The organism is Bradyrhizobium iriomotense (genome assembly GCF_030160715.1).
Lineage (GTDB): Bacteria > Pseudomonadota > Alphaproteobacteria > Rhizobiales > Xanthobacteraceae > Bradyrhizobium > Bradyrhizobium iriomotense.
On record NZ_BSOW01000070.1, the window covers coordinates 1 to 17688 of the forward strand.

13 protein-coding genes and 5 pseudogenes are annotated in these 17688 nt (G+C 58.9%); 14 read left to right on the top strand and 4 right to left on the bottom strand.

Translation table 11 applies throughout. The annotated features are described in order from the left end of the window. Nucleotides 1–476: 476 nt before the first annotated feature. Nucleotides 477–962, bottom strand: a complete 486-nt coding sequence (locus tag QQL28_RS44515; RefSeq protein ID WP_284276136.1) for a GNAT family N-acetyltransferase — start codon at nucleotides 960–962, stop codon at nucleotides 477–479. A gap of 298 nt (nucleotides 963–1260) precedes the next feature. On the opposite strand from QQL28_RS44515, the gene QQL28_RS44520 reads away from it, so the two are divergent. From QQL28_RS44520 to QQL28_RS44545, 4 genes and pseudogenes are all read left to right on the top strand, one after another. Next, nucleotides 1261–1788: a GNAT family N-acetyltransferase gene (locus tag QQL28_RS44520; protein ID WP_284276137.1), complete on the top strand. Its 528-nt coding sequence runs from the start codon at nucleotides 1261–1263 to the stop codon at nucleotides 1786–1788. Nucleotides 1789–2941: 1153 nt separating this feature from the next. Then, nucleotides 2942–3290: pseudogene (gene tnpB / locus QQL28_RS44525) on the top strand (IS66 family insertion sequence element accessory protein TnpB). 49 nt (nucleotides 3291–3339) lie between these two features. Continuing rightward, nucleotides 3340–4877 (top strand): annotated as a pseudogene (gene tnpC, locus QQL28_RS46420) (IS66 family transposase). 116 nt (nucleotides 4878–4993) lie between these two features. Continuing rightward, the gene (locus tag QQL28_RS44545) at nucleotides 4994–5497 is read left to right on the top strand and encodes a UPF0149 family protein (RefSeq protein ID WP_284276138.1); all 504 of its coding nucleotides are present in this window, start codon (nucleotides 4994–4996) and stop codon (nucleotides 5495–5497) included. Between the two features lie 29 nt (nucleotides 5498–5526). Here QQL28_RS44545 and QQL28_RS44550 read toward each other — a convergent pair. Next, nucleotides 5527–6039 (bottom strand): annotated as a pseudogene (locus QQL28_RS44550) (IS630 family transposase); the annotation flags it as partial. A gap of 174 nt (nucleotides 6040–6213) precedes the next feature. On the opposite strand from QQL28_RS44550, the gene QQL28_RS44555 reads away from it, so the two are divergent. From QQL28_RS44555 to QQL28_RS44570, 5 genes are all read left to right on the top strand, one after another. Further along, entirely contained in the window at nucleotides 6214–6489 is a 276-nt protein-coding gene (locus tag QQL28_RS44555; RefSeq protein ID WP_284276139.1) for an IS4/Tn5 family transposase DNA-binding protein, read from the top strand. Between the two features lie 746 nt (nucleotides 6490–7235). After that, entirely contained in the window at nucleotides 7236–7577 is a 342-nt protein-coding gene (locus QQL28_RS44560; protein ID WP_284276140.1) for a hypothetical protein, read from the top strand. A 475-nt stretch (nucleotides 7578–8052) separates the two neighbouring features. After that, complete coding sequence (gene tnpB / locus QQL28_RS46425; protein ID WP_431309730.1) at nucleotides 8053–8439, top strand: IS66 family insertion sequence element accessory protein TnpB; 387 nt, start codon at nucleotides 8053–8055, stop codon at nucleotides 8437–8439. A gap of 361 nt (nucleotides 8440–8800) precedes the next feature. Next, nucleotides 8801–9886 (top strand): D-alanine--D-alanine ligase, encoded by a 1086-nt coding sequence (locus QQL28_RS44565; RefSeq protein WP_284276141.1) that lies wholly within the window; start codon nucleotides 8801–8803, stop codon nucleotides 9884–9886. A 966-nt stretch (nucleotides 9887–10852) separates the two neighbouring features. Next, nucleotides 10853–11242 carry a hypothetical protein gene (locus QQL28_RS44570; protein WP_284276142.1) on the top strand — a complete coding sequence of 130 codons (390 nt, stop codon included), beginning with the start codon at nucleotides 10853–10855 and terminating at the stop codon, nucleotides 11240–11242. 292 nt (nucleotides 11243–11534) lie between these two features. Here the strand turns inward: QQL28_RS44570 and QQL28_RS44575 are convergent, their stop codons facing one another. Continuing rightward, entirely contained in the window at nucleotides 11535–11930 is a 396-nt protein-coding gene (locus QQL28_RS44575) for an IS66 family insertion sequence element accessory protein TnpB (RefSeq protein ID WP_284276143.1), read from the bottom strand. 629 nt (nucleotides 11931–12559) lie between these two features. Here QQL28_RS44575 and QQL28_RS44580 point away from each other — a divergent pair. The 5 genes and pseudogenes from QQL28_RS44580 to QQL28_RS44600 all read left to right on the top strand — a co-directional run. After that, nucleotides 12560–13408: a transporter substrate-binding domain-containing protein gene (locus QQL28_RS44580; RefSeq protein ID WP_284276144.1), complete on the top strand. Its 849-nt coding sequence runs from the start codon at nucleotides 12560–12562 to the stop codon at nucleotides 13406–13408. A gap of 45 nt (nucleotides 13409–13453) precedes the next feature. Next, nucleotides 13454–14137 (top strand): amino acid ABC transporter permease, encoded by a 684-nt coding sequence (locus tag QQL28_RS44585; RefSeq protein WP_284276148.1) that lies wholly within the window; start codon nucleotides 13454–13456, stop codon nucleotides 14135–14137. Beyond that, nucleotides 14134–14781: an amino acid ABC transporter permease gene (locus QQL28_RS44590; protein ID WP_284276145.1), complete on the top strand. Its 648-nt coding sequence runs from the start codon at nucleotides 14134–14136 to the stop codon at nucleotides 14779–14781. Before QQL28_RS44585 ends, QQL28_RS44590 begins: the two co-directional genes overlap by 4 nt. Nucleotides 14782–14932: 151 nt before the next feature. Beyond that, nucleotides 14933–15640 carry an amino acid ABC transporter ATP-binding protein gene (locus tag QQL28_RS44595; RefSeq protein ID WP_284276146.1) on the top strand — a complete coding sequence of 236 codons (708 nt, stop codon included), beginning with the start codon at nucleotides 14933–14935 and terminating at the stop codon, nucleotides 15638–15640. A gap of 107 nt (nucleotides 15641–15747) precedes the next feature. Then, nucleotides 15748–16280 (top strand): annotated as a pseudogene (locus tag QQL28_RS44600) (enoyl-CoA hydratase-related protein); the annotation flags it as partial. A gap of 92 nt (nucleotides 16281–16372) precedes the next feature. Here QQL28_RS44600 and tnpC (QQL28_RS44605) read toward each other — a convergent pair. Beyond that, nucleotides 16373–17590, bottom strand: a pseudogene (tnpC, locus tag QQL28_RS44605) (IS66 family transposase); the annotation flags it as partial. Between the last annotated feature and the right edge of the window lie 98 nt (nucleotides 17591–17688).

A 17688-nucleotide genomic window follows, 5' to 3' on the forward strand; every position in this document is an offset into this window, starting at 1 on the left:
ATCGCGCGGCTCGGGGGATACCTGGCACGGGCCAACGATCCACCTCCAGGAAATATCGTGATCTGGCGCGGACTATCGCGGCTCACCGACCTCGAATTGGGGGCCGCGCTCGGGGCTAAAATTATGGGTAATTGAAAGCTTAGCTTGGCGCTTACGATAGTTGAGGGTGTTCGCATCTCCGGGGAGTGGGTCGAACGGTCTGGAACGCAGGATCGAAGAGTTTGTCCCGGCCACCGCTTGTACGGCCGTTGCGGACCTTGCGCGGGACCTGATCGGGTGGCTTGAAGTGCTGGAGACGGGCCCCGAGGATGATAAGCTCAGGATCGCTGGAGCTCTCACAAGCACCGCGTCAAGTTGCGGCAACGGCACGGCAATACGGCGTTTCGCGCTAATTGCTGCAGGAATGATCGCCTTCGCGGAGGCTCAAAGGCAAGCGATTAGGCTCGTGCTCTTGAACACGTTTCGCAAACAGCGGATCAACGTAACTTTTTCCATAAATATACGTAGTTTTGCCATTCGCCATGGACTAATGCCCCCTCACGTAGCACCACGACGCGCTCGTACCCGACAATACTTCTTAAACTTGGAAGATTTCTTTCAAATACATTTGACACCAGCAGTCGGAATCCAAGGCTATAGGCAGTTTCGACTAAATGTGAAGCCATGGACCTGCCAAGACCTTTGCCTCGATAATTCTCGTCGATGTAGCGCGACGTCTCGGCAACGTCGGCATATTCGGGGCGGATCGAGAGCCGACTCAATGAGCACCAACCGAGCACCTCACCATTTTTGTCCTCATAGACGAATGCAGGGTAAGGATTTTGATGTGCGCTTAACCAGGCGGCACGTCCGCTGTAGGTATCAGGAGTGCTTTGGCTTATAGCAAATACACTTGGCTTCATCGCCTGATTGTAGATCTTCGCCATTACCGCTGCGTCGGAATAAGTTGCGCGTCGAAACATCCGTCGAACTCGTCAGATTTTTGAATGCACGTGCCTGCGGCCAGTCGTATATGCTAAGTCGTATATGCTAAGTCGTATATGCTAATACGACTCTAATATGCTAATACGACTCTAACGTCGTACTGAGCCCGGACAAAGAAAATCAGAGTCAGATCTGTTCACGCAAGCTATCAGTTCTGGTAGGTGCCGGAGCCGTCAACCACGCTAGATGCTGCGAGCTTCGGGGCCGCACTGTCAAAGGGCGAGTTGTGCCACTCCAGGTGCGGGGGATCGGTGCAAAAGAGATTGGAGAACGTCTATGCCGTACGAAGTACGTCCGTTGCTAACAAGTGACCTGCTGGAGGTGACCGAGATCTACAATGCCGCATGCCGTGCAAGAGAATCGACACAAGGATCGCGCTCCTGGAGCATCAAGGAAATGAATGAGTTTCTACTCGAACGGCGAGCGTCATTTGAAGCCTACACGTGCGTGGAAAAGGGGAGCGTGGTCGGTTGGGCAGCCTTCACCCGCCTTCGGGGGGAGGATGCTGAGCAAACGGCCGAGATGTCACTCTTTGTCCAAGCGTCATTTCGTCGTAAGGGAATTGGGAGCGCCCTCGCGAGCACTCTTCTGAATCGATCGAATGCCCTTAATCTGCACTGCATCTTTGCAATGGCGTTTAAGGATATGCCCCACGTCGTCTCCTTCGCAGAAAGGAGATGTGGTTTTTCGATCGCCGGATGCCTTCCAGAGATCTTTACGCACAACGGAAAACATTACGACATCTTGGTCTTTGAAAGACTTATAGCACCTCGAAGCGGAGACCGGGTTCATCGTCTTCGATGAAGTGCAGTGAGGTGCCGTGCGCGGCAACCTGTTTAGTTCCGATGGTGCCCATATGATGTCGTTCCTGTCTGATGTGATCGGCGCGTCTCCGGATTTATATTGGATGAACCCGTCCATGTCGGCATTGAGGCTCGTGATCTAGAACGAGAGTGCAGCCAGGAAGACGCCATGAAGGTGCGGTTAGATGACGCGGAGGGCGAGCTGACATAGCGGATCGCCTCGGCCAGTCTCGATTGTCGGAGCTCCACCGAAAGTCCTGCTGCCAGAGATCGACGCAGCCAGTCAAGATAATAACTTCATTGGCGTGATCGGGGCGCGCCAACTTGCTATAGGCGGAACGGCCAGTGGAGTAGAGAGCCCCCGACAGCATCGATCGTGCCAAAGTGTGGGTGTTCCGAGCTAGTGTCCTGAACCGGAAGTTCGCAACATCGCGTCGTGTTCTGCGGGGGCATTGTATCGGCAGAAGCGCTCGACGGAAGCAAGGATGTCATCGGCGGATTTGGTCTATCGAAACGGCTTGGGGTCGTCGTTGTGTGTCGATGAACGAAGTGATGTCAGCCGCTGAGAGCGGCGACACTGCGATAGGCGCCGCGCGTAATCATCTTGCGTAACCGGCATGAGGTCCCCACCTCGCCATAGCGAGGTGCGCCTGCGATACAGCTTGGCATGAGCTGATCGTTGGGGGTGAGTGATGGCAAATGCCACGCTTAATGCCAGGCAGGAAGGCGACTCGTATCGTCAGATCGAGGTGATCACTGGGAAGCGCGGGCGCCGACGGTGGGCGGCCGAGGAGAAAGGCCCGGATCGTTGCGGAGAGTTTTGAGGCCGATGCCAACATTTCCGAGGTGGTGCGCCGCAATTGTGTTGCCCGCGGCCTGCTCACGGTTTGGCGACGGCAGGTTGCGGCGGCGGTGGCCGGCAAGGCGCCGAGTTTCGTGCCGATCCACGTCGAGGCGGGGAGCAGAGACGGGACGGCTGGCGAGCCCGCGCCTGTTTCTTCGGCACAAACGAGGCCGTTGGAGATCGCTTCGCCGGCTACAAAGCTCTCCGGGGTAATCGAGATCGAGATGTGTGGGGCGCGCGTCCGGGTCGAGCCGGGCGTGGAGCTGGCAACGCTTTCGACGGTGCTGTCGGCGCTTCGGGGCATCCGGCGATCGCACTACGGTCTGACCTCGAGGTGATACTGGCGGCACTGCCGATCGACTTTCGCAAGTCGGTGCACACGCTCGGCGCTGGTGAGCGAAGCGCTGCGCGCGAACACGTATTGCGGTGACGTCTTCGTGTTCCGCAGCAAACGCATGGACAGAGTGAAGCTCCTGGCGTGGGATGGCGACGGCATGGTGCTGGTGACGAAGTGGCTGCACCAGGGGCGCTTCACCTGGCCGCCGATCCGCGATGGCGGGACGCATCTCAGTGCGACGCAGCTCGCAATGCTGCTCGACGGGCTTGAGTGTACGCGTGTCTCACCCAAGCCTGTGAAGCCGCCGGCCGTTGTCGGCTGAGAGGTGAGGATTTCGCTGGAGCGTGGAGCGCACGCGTTATCGTCTGATCATGGCGGTTCGCCCCGACGCTCTCCCGACCGATCCAGCAAAGCTGACCGTGATGGTGCTCGCGCTTGACGCCGAGAACGAGAAGCTACGCGTGGTGATGCAGACGCTCAGGGAGATGATCTTCGGGAAGCGCTCGGAGCGGCTTGCGGTGCTTGTAGCTGCGCAGCTCGCGCTTGAGCTGGGCGATCTTGAGACCGGCGTCACACCGCCTGCGGCAGCCAACGACGAAGCACCTGCGGCGAAGCCGCTTGGCAAGCGGCCGCGGCAGAAGGCGCGCCGCAACATCGGCGCGCTGCCCATGCACCTGCCGCGCTGTGAGCAGGTGCTGGAGCCGGAGGCGACCGCGTGGCCGTGCTGCCAGGGTCAGCTTCACAAGATCGGCGAGGACGTCAGCGAGGTGTTGGACGTGATCCCGGCGATCCTGCGCGTGCTGCGGACGGTCCGTCCCAAGTACGGCTGCCGCGGCTGCACCGATGGCGTCCAGGCGAAGGCGCTGCCGCGCCTGATCGAGAGCGGCATGGCGTCGACGACCCTCGTGACCCACGTGGTGGTCTCGAAGTTCGCCTGGTATCTGCCGCTGTACCGGCAGGTGCAGATCTTGGCCGGCCAGGGCATCCATCTTGACCGGGCGACGCTCGCCGGCTAGGTGAAGCGTGCCGCCTGGTGGCTCAAGAGCCTCTATCATCTGCAGCTGCGGATGATCCAGGCCGCGCCGCGTGTATTCTGCGACGAGATGCCGGTGCTCGATCCCGGACGACATCGCACCCGCATCTGCCAGTTCTGGGCGCATGCCTTGGATGACCGACCGTGGGGCGGGCCCGCGCCGCCGGCGGTTGCCTACGTGTTCGCCGACGGCCGCGGCACCGAGGAGATCGCCGGACAACTGACGGGCTTTTCCGACATTCTGCAGGTGGATGGTTATGCCGCCTACAAGGCGCTCGCCCGCGGTCATGGTGGAGCGATCCAGCCTTCTGTCTCGCCCATGCCCGACGCAAATTCGTCGAGGTGTACAAGACGACCCAGTCGCCGTTCGCTCGCGAGGTGATCGAACGCCTGCAGGCGGTCTATGCCATTGAGGCCGAGATCCGCGGCAGCAGTGCCGAGCAGCGACTTGCCGCCGCGCTGCACCCTGAGCGCACCGTTGATGGCGGCGCTCAAGGCGCGACTGACCGAGATGGTCGGCCAGCTCTTCTCCCAGTCGAAGCTGGCAGATGCGATCAACTATGCGCTCAATCACTGGGGCGGGCTGACACTGTTCCTCCGCGACGGTCGCGTCGAGGTTGACTCCAACACGGTCGAGCGTTCGATGCGCCCGATTGCGATGGGAAGACGCAACTCATTGTTTAGGGGCAGCGAAGGCGGTGAGAGAGCTGGGCGATCTTGGCGTCGCAAAGCTCCATGAGCTCGATCCGCAGGCCTACCTGGCCGAAGTGCTGGAGCGCATCGTGTCCGGGCGAACCAAAAAGCCATCAGCTGCACGAGCTGCTCGCCTGGAACTGGAAGGCGGGGCACCAGCGCACCGCACGGACCGCCGCATGAGCCCGCGTCGCCAGAAGGCTTCGTCGTCGATGGCAACCGCCGCGATGCCCCTTGCGGAGCTCAAGCGATAGCTCCAGGCTCGCGTCGATCGGCATCCTGCCGCCGCCAGTCTCCCCATGCTCGACGGCTACGTCGCCGCGATCGTGGCCGGACCGGTGTCGATGAGCCCGCTCGACTGGATCTGCCCGCTGCTCGCCATCGATGCCGAGGCTTTCAACCACGGCGACACCCCGGAGTTCGTCGCGATCTCCGCCCTCGCGCTGCGCCATAAAGAGATCAGCCAGATCCTTTCGACCACGCCTAACCAGTTCGAGCCGATGCACCGGCGTGAACCCAATGGCGATATCGATGCGCGTCCCTGGCGCCAAGGATTCTATGCCGCCATGAGGCTCAGGATATCGGCGTGGGCGCCGCTGCGGGACGCCAGCAACGTCAATCACGGCCTACTGCTGCCCATCCTGCTGCACTGTCGCGACGATCAGGGCCGTCCGCTGCGCGGACCGCCACGAAGCGGCCGTGAGACTGGGCACTTTCTCCGCAACACCTACCTTGATATCCCAGCGGCGGTCGAGGCCTTGCGCCAATACTGGATGCCGCTCCGTTACGCACGCCCCCGCTGATCACCGCAGACGTGGTAGCTCATACCGGTTATCATCTTGCTGATGAGGAGCGCGAAGAAGCGCTCGACCTGATTGAGCCATGACGAACTGGTCTGGGCCAGGTGCACATGCCAACGCGGCCTTCTAACCAACCATCGCCGGATCAACGGGGTCTTGTGCGTGGCGTAGTTATCCATGACGAGATGGACGTCGAGTTCACGCGGCACGGCAGCCTCGATCCCTCGATCTCGTCGAGAAACTTTCGAACTCGGCGGCACGGTGCCGTCCGTAGCATTTGCCAATGACGCGTCCGGTGGCGATGTCGAGGGCGGCGAACAGCGATATGGTGCGTGCCTTTTGTAGTCATGGGTCCTTCGGGCCGGCTGACCGGGACGCATCAGCAGCATCGGCTGACTGCGGTCCAGCGCCTGGATTTTGGTCTTCTCATCCACGCACAGAATGATGGCGTGGTCCCGTGGAGAGACATAGAGACCTACGACGTCGCGCACCTTGGCGACGAAGTTTAATTCGCTCGAGAGCTTGAACGTCTCCGTCCGGTTGGGGGGGCTGCAATCCAAAGGCCCCGCCAAACGCGTTGCACCCTCGACGACGCGTCCGAGGCGAAAACTTGAATCGGCAGAATCTGTTGTGATTCGTTGTCGAGCACCTGATTCGAAATTTGATGGTGCTTGGTGGGCTTGGTACTAAAGGATCTTGCGGAAGCACGTGCTCAGCGATTGACGACCGGCATTGAGACGTGGGTTGATCGGGAAGTTGCGGGATGCGAGTTTAACGATGAGCGGCTCGGCCGCCGATTTTGCAAATTGCTCGGGCAGGTCGGGAGCGACATGGGTCAGAGCATCCCGCTAGTTTATCAGGACTGGGCGAACACGAAGGCCGCGTATGGCTTCTTCTCCAACGAACGGGTCAACGAGGCGGATATTCTTGGCGGCCACTTTGAGGCGACGCACGAGCGCGCGACGACAACGGAGGGGCCGATCCTTCCTCCATGACACGACGGAATTCAGCTTCAAGCGAGAGAAGTCGGATCTGATTGGTTTTACAGGTAAGACGGCAGGGCGTACGCAGTGCGACATCCTGATGCATTCGAGCCTCGCCGTGACGACCGAGGGGCTTCCGCTCGGACTGGCGGCAATCAAGTTCTGGACACGCAAGAAGTTCAAGGGCCCTGAAGCGAAAGATCAATCCGACACGTGTTCCGATCGAGAAGGAGAGCATCCGCTGGCTGGAGAATTTGCGACAATCGACCGACCTTCTCGCTGCCCCTGGACGATGCGTTCATATTGGTGATCGCGAGAGCGACATCTATGAGCTGCTTTGCCTGGCCGACGAGGCTGGAACGCACTTCCTGGGGCGAACCTGTGTTGATCGGCTTGCCGGGGACGGCAATCATACAAATGCCGACGAAATGGACGAGGTTGTGAAGGCCTACACCGGATCAAGGTCAAGGACGACAAAGGGGATTCGGATGGAGCGCTTCTCGAAATTCGTTTCCGCAAGCTTCGAGTTCTGCCGCCGATCGGCAAAAGAAATATCCCTCACTCACTCTGACTGTGATCCACGCTCAAGAGCGGGGAAGGCCGAAGCGACGAAAGAAGATCGAGTGGAAGCTCCTCACCGATCTCCCGGTCCAACCCCGAAAGGACGCCATCGAGAAGATCGAATGGTGCGCGTTGAGGTGGAAGATCGAAGTCTTCCATAAGATCCTCAAATCGGGCTGTAAGGCGGAGGAGTCGAATTGCGAACCGCTGAGCGTCTAGTCAATCTGATCGCGGTCTTCTGCATTGTGAGCTGGCGCGCCTTCTGGATGACGATGCTCAATCGTTCCTCGCCGCAAACAGCGCTGACAGATCCCGAAATCAGGCTTCTTGATCATTTGGTGAAAGGCCGAAGTGGCGATTGCTCTCGACGAAGCACACTCTCGCACTATGTCATCAAGATCGCGCAGCTCGGAGGATACTTGGCCCGAGCCAACGATCCGCCTCCAGGAAATACCGTGATCTGGCGCGGACTATCGCGGCTGACCGACATCGAACTGGGAGCTGCGATCGGGGCAAAATTTTATGGTAATTGGAAGTAAGCCGACACCCTCGCTTCAGGGTTAGATTAAAAGTGCGAAGAAGCCTCCGGCTCGAACGGAGGGCTTCGGATGGGATTGGACAGTAAAAAGGGCGTCCATTTGGACAGCTCGTCAGTTGGGGCAAACAGCCGGAGTGCTTGAAGGACAGCGGGGATCGTGTGTGTTCGGAGGTTGAGAGCGGGCTCGGGTCGTCGCCGAAAATTCCGCTACCGGACGCTCAGTCCTTGGAGGGCAAGCATGGGACGACGTGCTGGCAGATTTACTATTGGCGATCGACGCTTTCGAAAGGGGGCGAATTGCCGTCGTGCGAGGCTCCGCGGCCGCCGTTCGCGCCGCTGTGGCAGAGGGCCGTTAGAGAGGCGTCATGTTTCGGGGGCAAGCTCAAGATTGCGATTGGCGCACTAATGGTGCGGACGGACATTGCGACAGATGGGGAGCAAGTATCTCGGGTGATCCGTGCGGTGCGGGCGTCATGATGATTGTACCCCGCAACGAAGTGAAGATTTACAGCCTCTCCTGCAGCATCGCAGCAAGCCCATCATGGCCACAGCGGAAGTTAATTGGTCGCGGCTTGTTCTCGACCCGTTCGGCGGGGCGGCCTTCGTGTTCCGGTCGAAACGCGGACCGGATCAAGATTCTGGTGTGGGATCAGGCGGGCCTGATGTTAGTGCACAAACGGCTTGAGAACTGTAAGTTCGAATGGTCAAAGATTGCGGACGGTGTGATGCGGATATCCGGCGATGCTCGCGGCGTTTTCGAAGGCTTGGATGGGAAGCTGCTCTGCCCCGAGGAAGCGCGGCGTCCACACGGCGCTGGTAACGTCCGAAGAAGCGCTGCGTCGGTTGGAGGTCATTCCCGGTGAACCACGCAGGGAGAAATTCGAACTCCGAGGAATTGATCTCTGGGAGAACGAGCGCAGATCGGGTTGAACCGTGCGCGCGGGCCAGTCGACTGACTACTAAAGATCTATGCGTCGAATTTGAACAAAAAGATGAACGTAGCCAACGCGATTTCGTCTCCTATATTGAACGAGATAGCTTATCCAAACGCTGCGCAGTGATCGTTGGTAGGTCTTTCATCTCGGCGCGTTGACGTCGCTACATTCGCCAGCGCGCAACCCTTGTTCTTGGTAGTTGCAGATCGTCCTTACCGATGATTTCCTCGCGCTAAGGCTTATTTATGCTCGATTACAAGTCCATTCGAGCCACATAGGGAATCTGAGTATGACCATGCTAAACGTGGCACTGATATTTGGTGGCCGCTCTGTTGGGCACGACGTGACAATCAAGTCCGCTCAAGCTATCTATGGAGCCTTAGACCGGAAACGCAATAGCCCGATCCTGGTGGGTATCGCAGAGGATGGCAAGTGGTGGCTACAGGAGAGTATGAACGAGTTTCCATTACACGTAGAGCCGTCAGGATCTCAAATAACATTCCTCCCGGGAGCGGGCGGCAAAGCACTTGTCCATCGATCCAACAAGGATGATAAAATAATTCAGATCGACGTGGTGCTCCCAATCATGCCGGAGGGTATTTTACAAGGCGTTCTGGAAACAGCCCAGGTACCGTTTGTGGGATCGAGGATGCCAGCGCCGGCGATATGCATGGACAAGCAGATCACTAAGCGAATATTGCGCGATGCTGGCCTTCCGATCGCACGGTATCTGGCTCTAACGGATCGAGAAGAGGTAGAGTTTCAATGTGCCCAAGAAACGCTCTGCAGCCGTTCGCTATTTGTGAAGCCGGCAACGCTCCATGATTCTATCGGCGCCAGTAAGGTAACGTGCGAATCTGAGTTTCGGACTGCTGTCGATCTCGCGTTTAGCTGTGACAGCAAGGTCTTGGTCGAGGAGTACGTGGAAGCGCGTGAACTCGTGGCTGCGGTTTTACAGGACGTCGAGCAAACGACTAGATTGAATTGTTCATGGCCAGGCGAGTTCATTCTGAGTGATGAGCACGGTTTCTTGTCATATCAGGCGAAATTCAGCGGGAGGGGAGTGACTTTCAAAGCGAAGGCGGAGCTCGGTGAAGCGGTGGCTGATCGAGTGCGTGCATTATCTTGCGAAGCCTTCAGGGTGATTGGCTGTGAGGCATTGGCGCGAGTGGATTTTTTTATGCGACAGAATGGGGAGCTGCTGATCAATGAGGTAGGCTTGCCTAGCCTTACTCCCTACGCCACGTTCTCGAGGATTATGGAGGCATCGGGCATTCCATATAGTGACTTGGTACAGAGGCTATTTGAAGATGCGATTAAACATTCTGCGCGAGCGAGGACGGCCTATACTGAACATGGGCGGCGATGCGCTTAGATCAAGGAGTCTCTGTCTTCAGTTTCGAGGAGCAGAGCGATGGCAGTGCACGACCCGGATCGAGCGGGTGTTGATGGCCTCGGAGCGCTCGCCGATCAGGGCGGTGGCTTCGGTCAATAGGTGAGAAATGCCGTCGTGGTGCTGACTTGCGGAAGGGGCCACGACCCTTGCTGCACGCCTCGAGGCGAAGCGAACCGACGAGACCGAACTTGGACCATTCAGAACTAGAGTTTTGCGCCTCTTGAAGTGAGACCGAACTTTGGACCACCGAGAACTAGAGCTTTGCGCCTCTTGTAGCGAGACCGAACTTTAGACCACCCAGAACTAGAGCTTTGCGCCTCTGTCACGTTGGCGGGCTGAATGCGCCGACGCGGTTTTGCAGCAAAATCGGCGGTCTGTTGCCGATCGCCCCGTGGGGCCGTTCTGAATACGAAAAACGGGTCGGTAAAGCGCGGCGGCTGACAAAAGAATATGGTAAAGACGCGTTGCTTGTAACGTCTGAACACAACTTCCAATTTTTCGTCCGGCGATATCAGTACGACTCCGATTCAGACCACGCGGCCGCGCTTTCTTTCAAATCCCTTCTTCGGGTGAAGTGATTGCTATCGTTCCAAGGGGGATCGACGAATTTTTCAGAGAGACGACCTGGGTAAAGAATTACTGGACGTGGCCTGGTCCAACTCCGAAAGACGAAGGTGTATCCACACTCACAGGTGCTGAGTGACGTCTTGCCACAAGATGCCAGGATTGGGACGAAGCTTGGCGCCGAGAGCCGGCTTGGTATGCCGACAGGGGACTTCCTGCGGGTAGCGGACGTAATCCGTCCTCAGACTTTTGTCGATGCATCGAACTCATCTCACTCCCTTGCGCCTGATCAAGTCGCCGGCAGAAGTTGACCGAATTCGAATTGTATGCAGGCCTGTTTCAGAGGCGTTTGACAGTCTGCCACAAGAGTTGCATTGCAGCATGACGGAACGAGAGGCCTGCCGCCTGTTTGAACTTGAATGCTCCTCTCGCGGTAGACAAGACCCGGCGCCGCAGCCACTCCTGGAGCTCGATCACATACTGGTCGAAAGCTGGCGACGTATTCTTGGGCTCGCGTCGCACGATGCCGCGCTCACCCAAAAGACCGACAAACCTGCGCGCTCGCCTCACGTATTTCTCGAATACGACTTTCACTCGACGAATGCCGGGACAGCGACAGCGATGCCGCGCAAAACGACTCACGACGGCCTTGTCGACATTGCCGACCGCAAGCTTTTCCCTGACGAGCCAGCAGGCGAAGTGGCGAGCAGACCGCTCGTAGTTGCTCACCGTCAAGCAGGAATGTCCCAGCGCCCGGAGATGGTGCGGTAAACTCCGTCACCAGTGGGGCGAGCTCTCCCGCGTTCATACTACGTTCATGATTACTGCAACCTTGCTTCGGCTTGGCCATCGTTGGCCTCCTTTCGTTGCCATCAAGACAGCGAAGGAAACCTCGAATTATGCCGAGTCAGATCCAACCGGCCTCGGTCTAGGCTGTTGATAAGAAGGAAAACTCCGATCGGCTCGCTGCGGTCCTGCACAACCATGGGCTCCGCATAATTGCGCATGTCAGTGTGACCTATCGCCAGCCACACCCGAACTCCCGTAGCAGTCGGAGTCACCGCTAATCCAGAGCCTCGATGATCCGACGAAGCGCCTCAACGACGACGCTCGCATCGACAATGACGCGCCGCCCGCCGGTCAGCTCGATCTCAATCCGACGCTCGGTCGAATGTGCTGTCACGCTCCGCGATGAATACGTCGCCGACGCCACAGGCCCATCCTCGGCCACAACTATCCTGACAAGGCCAGCCTCGGATTTGGTCCGATTCGCTAAGGCTCTTCGCCAGGTCACCAGCAGAGAACGCGATAGGCCATATCGCCGCGCCGTCGGCGCAACCAAGCGCGGCTCGGACATGCTCTCCAAAACAATCCGTGCCTCCCTCCTCAGACCAACGCCGTCGCCGGCCCGTCTCCACACTTCAAGTAGATTCAGCGCACTGATCGTATGGCTGTCCATACCTACAGTATCAACCATTAGGTCAGCCGGCCGTAAGGCGGCTCTCGGCGGAGGCTTACTCTGCTTCAGTATCCCCGCCCGATGGTCAAATCAAGCCGACTAGATGCCTGGCGCTCACACGGATCGGACGTCGATGCGCATAGGGAGCCAAAGCTCCACAAAGGCTCAGAGCTGTCAGTTTCGTAACATTTTCGGAGCTTCGCAACGCGGTCATTGTAGCGATTCTGACACAACGAAACCCGGTGGAGCTAAGGCAGTCGCAATCCCTAAAGGATCGCAAAGAGTCTCGAGAACACAGTACTTCCGCGAGCTAGCGGCAGTGAATGCCGAAATGGCACGGCGCGACGGTGCCCTTGTCATCACGAGCACGGCCAAATGACCTACCTGACGGGAAAGCTGACCCGCTTGTTTGCCTGCATACGCTGGTGATCTCAAGCCGCGAAAAGGACCCACCGTTATCGTGCGCGGCATGGATGCAGCTGCCTGCGCAGGCGCGCAAAAAGCCTACGATACGGCACGATTCATGCAGATGTTCGGCTTAGCGGGATCAAACGACCTGGAAGAAATGCATCGAGCACACTATCGCATCGCGCTTGAGATTTGGTAAAATGTGAACTGGAGGAGACGATATGCGTGTGCGATCAAAGCTGTCGTTGTTGCTGGTCGCGTTGACCGGCTGTTCGTTTCCGACTTCTTCACAAACCGAGGATAGTCTTCTTGTCTCCATCCGCAAAGCCGGCAAAGTGAAAGTGGCGGTAGCCTCGCTGCCTCCTTACATGATGATGTCACCGAGCGGAGAGGCGACGGGCGCCATAGTTGACCTGCACAACATGGTTCTCAAGCGCTTGGGCCTGCCAGCACTCACACCTGTATTCACGCAGTGGGATGCCATGATCCCCGGGCTGCAGGCCCACCAGTTCGACTATGTTGCCAGCCTCGCCATCACGGAAGCGCGCTGCAAACAAATGCTGTTTTCGGGCCCCCAGTACGCGTATCAGCTCGGACTATTTGTCTTGCCTGGAAATCCGAAGAGTTTGACGAGCGTCGCCGACGTTGCCCGCAGCCGGGATATCAAGATGGCGATCATTACATCCGCGGCTTGGATGACTTACGTGCTGAAGCAGGGCGTCAAGTCAGAGCAGTTCGTGCGTGTCCCCGACGTTCAGGCGAGCCTCGCGACCGTCGTCGGCGGGCGCGCGGACGTGTATATCGATAGTCAAGTCTCTATCCCCAGTCCAGAGCAGAAGGGAGTCGAATTGGTCGTCGATGAGCAGTCGCCAGTATTTGTGTCGGGTGCGGTATTCCGCAAGGAAGATGTTCGTTTCCGCGACGCGTTCAGTGAGCAGCTGCACTTGTTGATTCGAAGTGGCGCGATCCAGGACCTCTCCAACAAGTATGGGGTCGCTAATGGCCACGCCGAAGCGGAGCTGCTTGCCAGGTTGACTAAGGCCAGTGACGCCGTGCCGAGCTGCGAGTAAGGAGCAACCGCAGTGAGGGCCGTCTTACAGTATTGGCCTGTACTTGTGCAGGGCCTGTGCATCACCGTTTGGGTGGCGGTGTGGGTCATTCTCGGTTCTGTACCTGGAGCAGTGATTCTCGGCGCGTTGAGACTCTCCGAGAGGCGCGTGTTCCGACTGGCGTCGATGCTCTTCATCGAATTCATTCGTGCTCCCTCGGCTCTGGTTCTCCTGTTCTGGGTGTTCTATGCGCTTCCGCTAGTGCCGGGTATGCCGCGTCTGAGCCCGCTCACGGCTGCGATCCTTGTGCTGGCGCTCGATGGGGCCGCGTACGGCGCTGAAATGGTCCGCGCTGGGATACAAGCCGTGCATGTCGGACAAACCGATGCGTGTCATGCATTAGGGCTGAGCAAACTCCAGAGTTTCACAAAGGTTATCTTGCCGCAGGCGCTGTCGCAGATCGTGCCCAATTTCGGAAGCCTGGCGAGGAGCATGGTCAAGTGGACCGCGATCGTGAGCTTCGTTGGCGTGCAGGACCTGCTCTACATTGGTAACAACATTCGTGGGCAAACGTTCGACGCGGTCACAGTCTTTTGCCTGCTTGCGACTCTTTACTGGATACTGACCGTTCTTTGCGGCGTTGCTTTTCGGGTGCTCGAGCAAGTGCTCCCGCTTAACCGGGCATTGCGAGCCGCGCGCATGCCCTCCCAGGCCGCGCCCGAAGCGGACGTTCAAGGAGGTGCTCAATGACATGGGATTGGAACTTTGTACTGAAGATCCTGCCTCGCCTGATGGACGGCGTTTGGTACACCGTCCTGATAACGCTTGCGAGTTCGGCCATTGCATTAGGCGGCGGGCTGGTGCTGGCGATTTTGGAGACCGTGAGCACTACGTTCGGACAGGCCTTCGTGCGCTTCTGGCTTGAGCTCTTCCGAGGTGTGCCGACTCTCGTGCTCCTCTATTTCACCTTCTACGTGCTGCCGGAATTTGGAATTGTTCTTCCGGCAGTGCCTATTGGCATCGCCGTATTAGGAATCGTTTACGCGGCGTACTGCTCGGAAGTGTACCGCGGGAGTCTGATCACCATCCCAGCCGAACTGCGCGATGCGTGTGTGGCGCTCCATTTGAGCCCATATATTACGTGGCAGCGTGTGCTCGCTCCCTTGATGATCAAACGGGCTGCCCCTGCCTTGCTCAATTACGTGCTCGGCCTGTTCCGGGAAACCGCGGTGCTCTTCGCGCTCGGAGTGCCGGTGCTGATGGGCGAGGCTCACGAGGTCGGCTACGAAAATTTCCGCTTTCTAGAGCCGTATACCCTGGCAGGCGTCATCTATTTGGGGATGAATTTGCCGTTCCTCTACCTCCTTTCCAAATTAAAGGACAAACATGCTTAACACCGGGGAATCTAGCCACTCAGGACCTCTTGTGCCGAGGGCCGCCGCAGCCTCTAAGACGTTTGAGCCACATGGATCGGCTCCCAAATCGCAACAGGTCAGGTGGGCAATCGAATTCGAAAAAGTTTCGAACTCCTTCGGCGCTTACCCGGTGCTGGTCGATCTCGACCTGCAGGTGCGGCCCGGCGAAAAGGTCACACTGATCGGGCCGAGCGGTTCGGGAAAGACCACCGTCCTACGGCTGGCAATGACGCTTGCAAAACCGACCAGCGGCGACATCAAGATCTTTGGTGAAAGCATCCTCTTTGATATGGCCGGCAAGCCGCTTTCCGGCTCGCAGGAGGCACGTATTCGGCGTCGTTGCGGCATGGTTTTCCAGCATTTCAATCTCTTTCCGCATTTGACCGTGTTGCAAAACTTGATCGTGGCGCCAACGGCAGTGTTGAAGCAGTCCAAGGAGCAGGCCGAGGAGAGCGCTCTCGAATACCTTCACATGGTGGGCCTGCAAGACAAGGCGCGCGCCTATCCCGCCCAGCTTTCGGGAGGTCAGCAGCAGCGCATCGCGATCGCACGGGCACTGGTCATCAAACCCGAGATCCTGCTCTTGGATGAAATCACATCGGCGCTGGACCCCGAACTCGCTGGGGAGGTCCTCGATGTCGTGCGAGGCGTTGCCCATCGGTCCAAAGTGTCGATGCTGATCGTGACGCATGAGATGCGCTTTGCACGCGAGGTTTCCGATCGCATCGCGGTTTTCGATCGTGGCCGTATCATCGAGCAGGGCCCGCCCGAAAAGATCTTCAGCCATCCCGATTCCGAGCGCACCCGTGCGTTTCTGCAGTCTGTGCTGAACCATTGAGACCCAGCCTCCGGCACGCCCATTAAAGCGTAATAGGTGCTGTACCGAGGCACGAGGCCGCAGTCCACTAAAGCGTTTCTGGTTTCGTACACAATAGGACGAGCGCGATTAGGGCACCAGTTGATGCCAGCGAAGACCGGCTCTACTCCTCGAGAAAGGCATTGCCCGGCTCACGTTCAACCGCCCACAGGCGCGCAACGCGCTAACCTTCGCGATGTACGAAAAACTCGCCTCAATCTGCGAGAGCATCAAGGCCGATCAATCAAGGCGCTGATTCTGACCGGGGCCGGTGACAAGGCGTTCTCGTCCGGCACCGACACCTCGCAGTTCCGCGCCTTCAAATCCGCGCAGGGCTCGACTATGAAGCTTGGATCGACCGCGTGGTCAGCAAGCTGGAAGAGTGCCGCGTGCCGATTATTGCGGCGATTGCGGGGGCCCGGCAGGCATTGCCGCCTGCTGCGACATCGGTATCGGCACCGAGCCGACGTGGATCGGCTTTCCGATCACGCGCACTCTGGTCAATTCCCAGTCGATGTCCAACATCTCCCGCTTAGTCTCGCTGATCGGCCCCGCACGCACCAAAGACAAGGCATTTAGGGCGCGCCTAGTCGATGCGCCAGAAGCGCTGGCGCTAGCTCTCTAGCGTACGCACACGGGCAAGGCCGCGGGGTTGTCGCAGGCGCGCGAGCGCTGGCGGGTTTATGATGTGGCGCGAGAGGTTCAGGCCGCCTGCTAATCGGCGGGCATGTCGGCTTGGCGCAGGCGCTTCCATTCCCAGGGCAGCAGTTCGTGCAGACGCGAGGCGGGAAGATCGGCGATGCGAGCGAGGACGTCGGCGAGCCAGGCTTTCGGGTCGATGTCGTTGAGGCGTGCGGAGGTGATGAGGGTGAGCATGACGGCGGCGCGGTCGGCGCCGCGTTGGGAGCCGGCGAAGGTCCAGTTGCGCCTTCCCAATGCGATGCCCCGCAACGCTCTTTCGGCCGCGTTGTTGCTGAGGCAGATCCTGCCATCGTCGAGGAAGCGGGCGAAGTCGTCCCAGCGCCTGAGCATGTAGTTCATGGGCTTCAGGACCTCGGAAGAGCGCGAGAGGGTTTCGCGCTCACGCAGCAACCAGGCGTGCATGTCGTCGAGAAGCGGTTTGCTCTTCTCCTGGCGCACGGCGCGCCGCTCGTCCGCGCTGCGGCCGTTGATGGCGCGCTCGATCTCGAACAGCGCGTCCAGACGCCTGACCGCCTCCAGCGCGATCGGGGAGACCGGTTTGCCTTTCTGGCCTTCCCGGACGGTTTTCTCGATGTCAGCCAGTTCGAAGAAGCCCCGCCGCGCATGGGCGAAGCAAAATGCCGGCGTGATCGGCAACACCTTCTTCTGCGGGTCGAACAGCGGCTCGAAGCCATTGTAGCAGTCGGCTTGCAGGATGCCGGTGAAGGCGGCCAGATGCTTCTGCGGATGCTGGCCGCGTCGGTCGCTCGAGGCGTAATAGACCGCCGCCGGCGGCGCAGGTCCGGCGAAGGGGCGGTCATCGCGGACATAGGTCCAGATGCGCCCGGTCACGCACTTACCTTTTGCCAGGATGCGGATGGTGGTGTCGTCGCCATGCAGGCGCTCGGCCGCGAGCACATGACGCTCGATCAGGTGGAAGAGCGGCATGACGGCGAAGGTCCCGTGGCCGACTTGGTCGGCCAGCGTCGACAACGGCAGGTCGATCCTCTCGCACTTGAAGCGCGCGCTCTGGCGGTTGAGCGGGATATGCATGCCGAACTTGTCGAACAGGATGGTCGCCAGCAATTGCGGGCCGATGAAGCCGCGCGGCGTGGCATGGAACGGCGCCGGCGGCTGGCTGATCTTTTCGCAATCGCGGCAGGTGAACTTTTCGCGCACCGTCTCGATCAGCTTGAACCGGCGCGGGATCTCCTCCAGCGTCTTGGTCACATCCTCGCCGATCTTCGCCAGCTATAGCGCGACAATCAGGATGAGAGCGGCGCGTCAATCAAGATGAGACGAGGCGGCCGAGTCAGGAGATAATTGACGCTGGCCGCCGGCTTGGCAAG

Bases quoted from the DNA above. Each gene is read 5' to 3' on its own strand.
- QQL28_RS44575 (WP_284276143.1), bottom strand. From the start codon at position 11,930: ATGGACAGCCATACGATCAGTGCGCTGAATCTACTTGAAGTGTGGAGA.
- QQL28_RS44580 (WP_284276144.1), top strand. From the start codon at position 12,560: ATGCGTGTGCGATCAAAGCTGTCGTTGTTGCTGGTCGCGTTGACCGGC.
- QQL28_RS44570 (WP_284276142.1), top strand. From the start codon at position 10,853: ATGACGGAACGAGAGGCCTGCCGCCTGTTTGAACTTGAATGCTCCTCT.
- QQL28_RS44545 (WP_284276138.1), top strand. From the start codon at position 4,994: ATGCTCGACGGCTACGTCGCCGCGATCGTGGCCGGACCGGTGTCGATG.
- QQL28_RS44515 (WP_284276136.1), bottom strand. From the start codon at position 962: ATGTTTCGACGCGCAACTTATTCCGACGCAGCGGTAATGGCGAAGATC.
- QQL28_RS44565 (WP_284276141.1), top strand. From the start codon at position 8,801: ATGACCATGCTAAACGTGGCACTGATATTTGGTGGCCGCTCTGTTGGG.
- QQL28_RS44590 (WP_284276145.1), top strand. From the start codon at position 14,134: ATGACATGGGATTGGAACTTTGTACTGAAGATCCTGCCTCGCCTGATG.
- tnpB (WP_431309730.1), top strand. From the start codon at position 8,053: ATGATTGTACCCCGCAACGAAGTGAAGATTTACAGCCTCTCCTGCAGC.
- QQL28_RS44520 (WP_284276137.1), top strand. From the start codon at position 1,261: ATGCCGTACGAAGTACGTCCGTTGCTAACAAGTGACCTGCTGGAGGTG.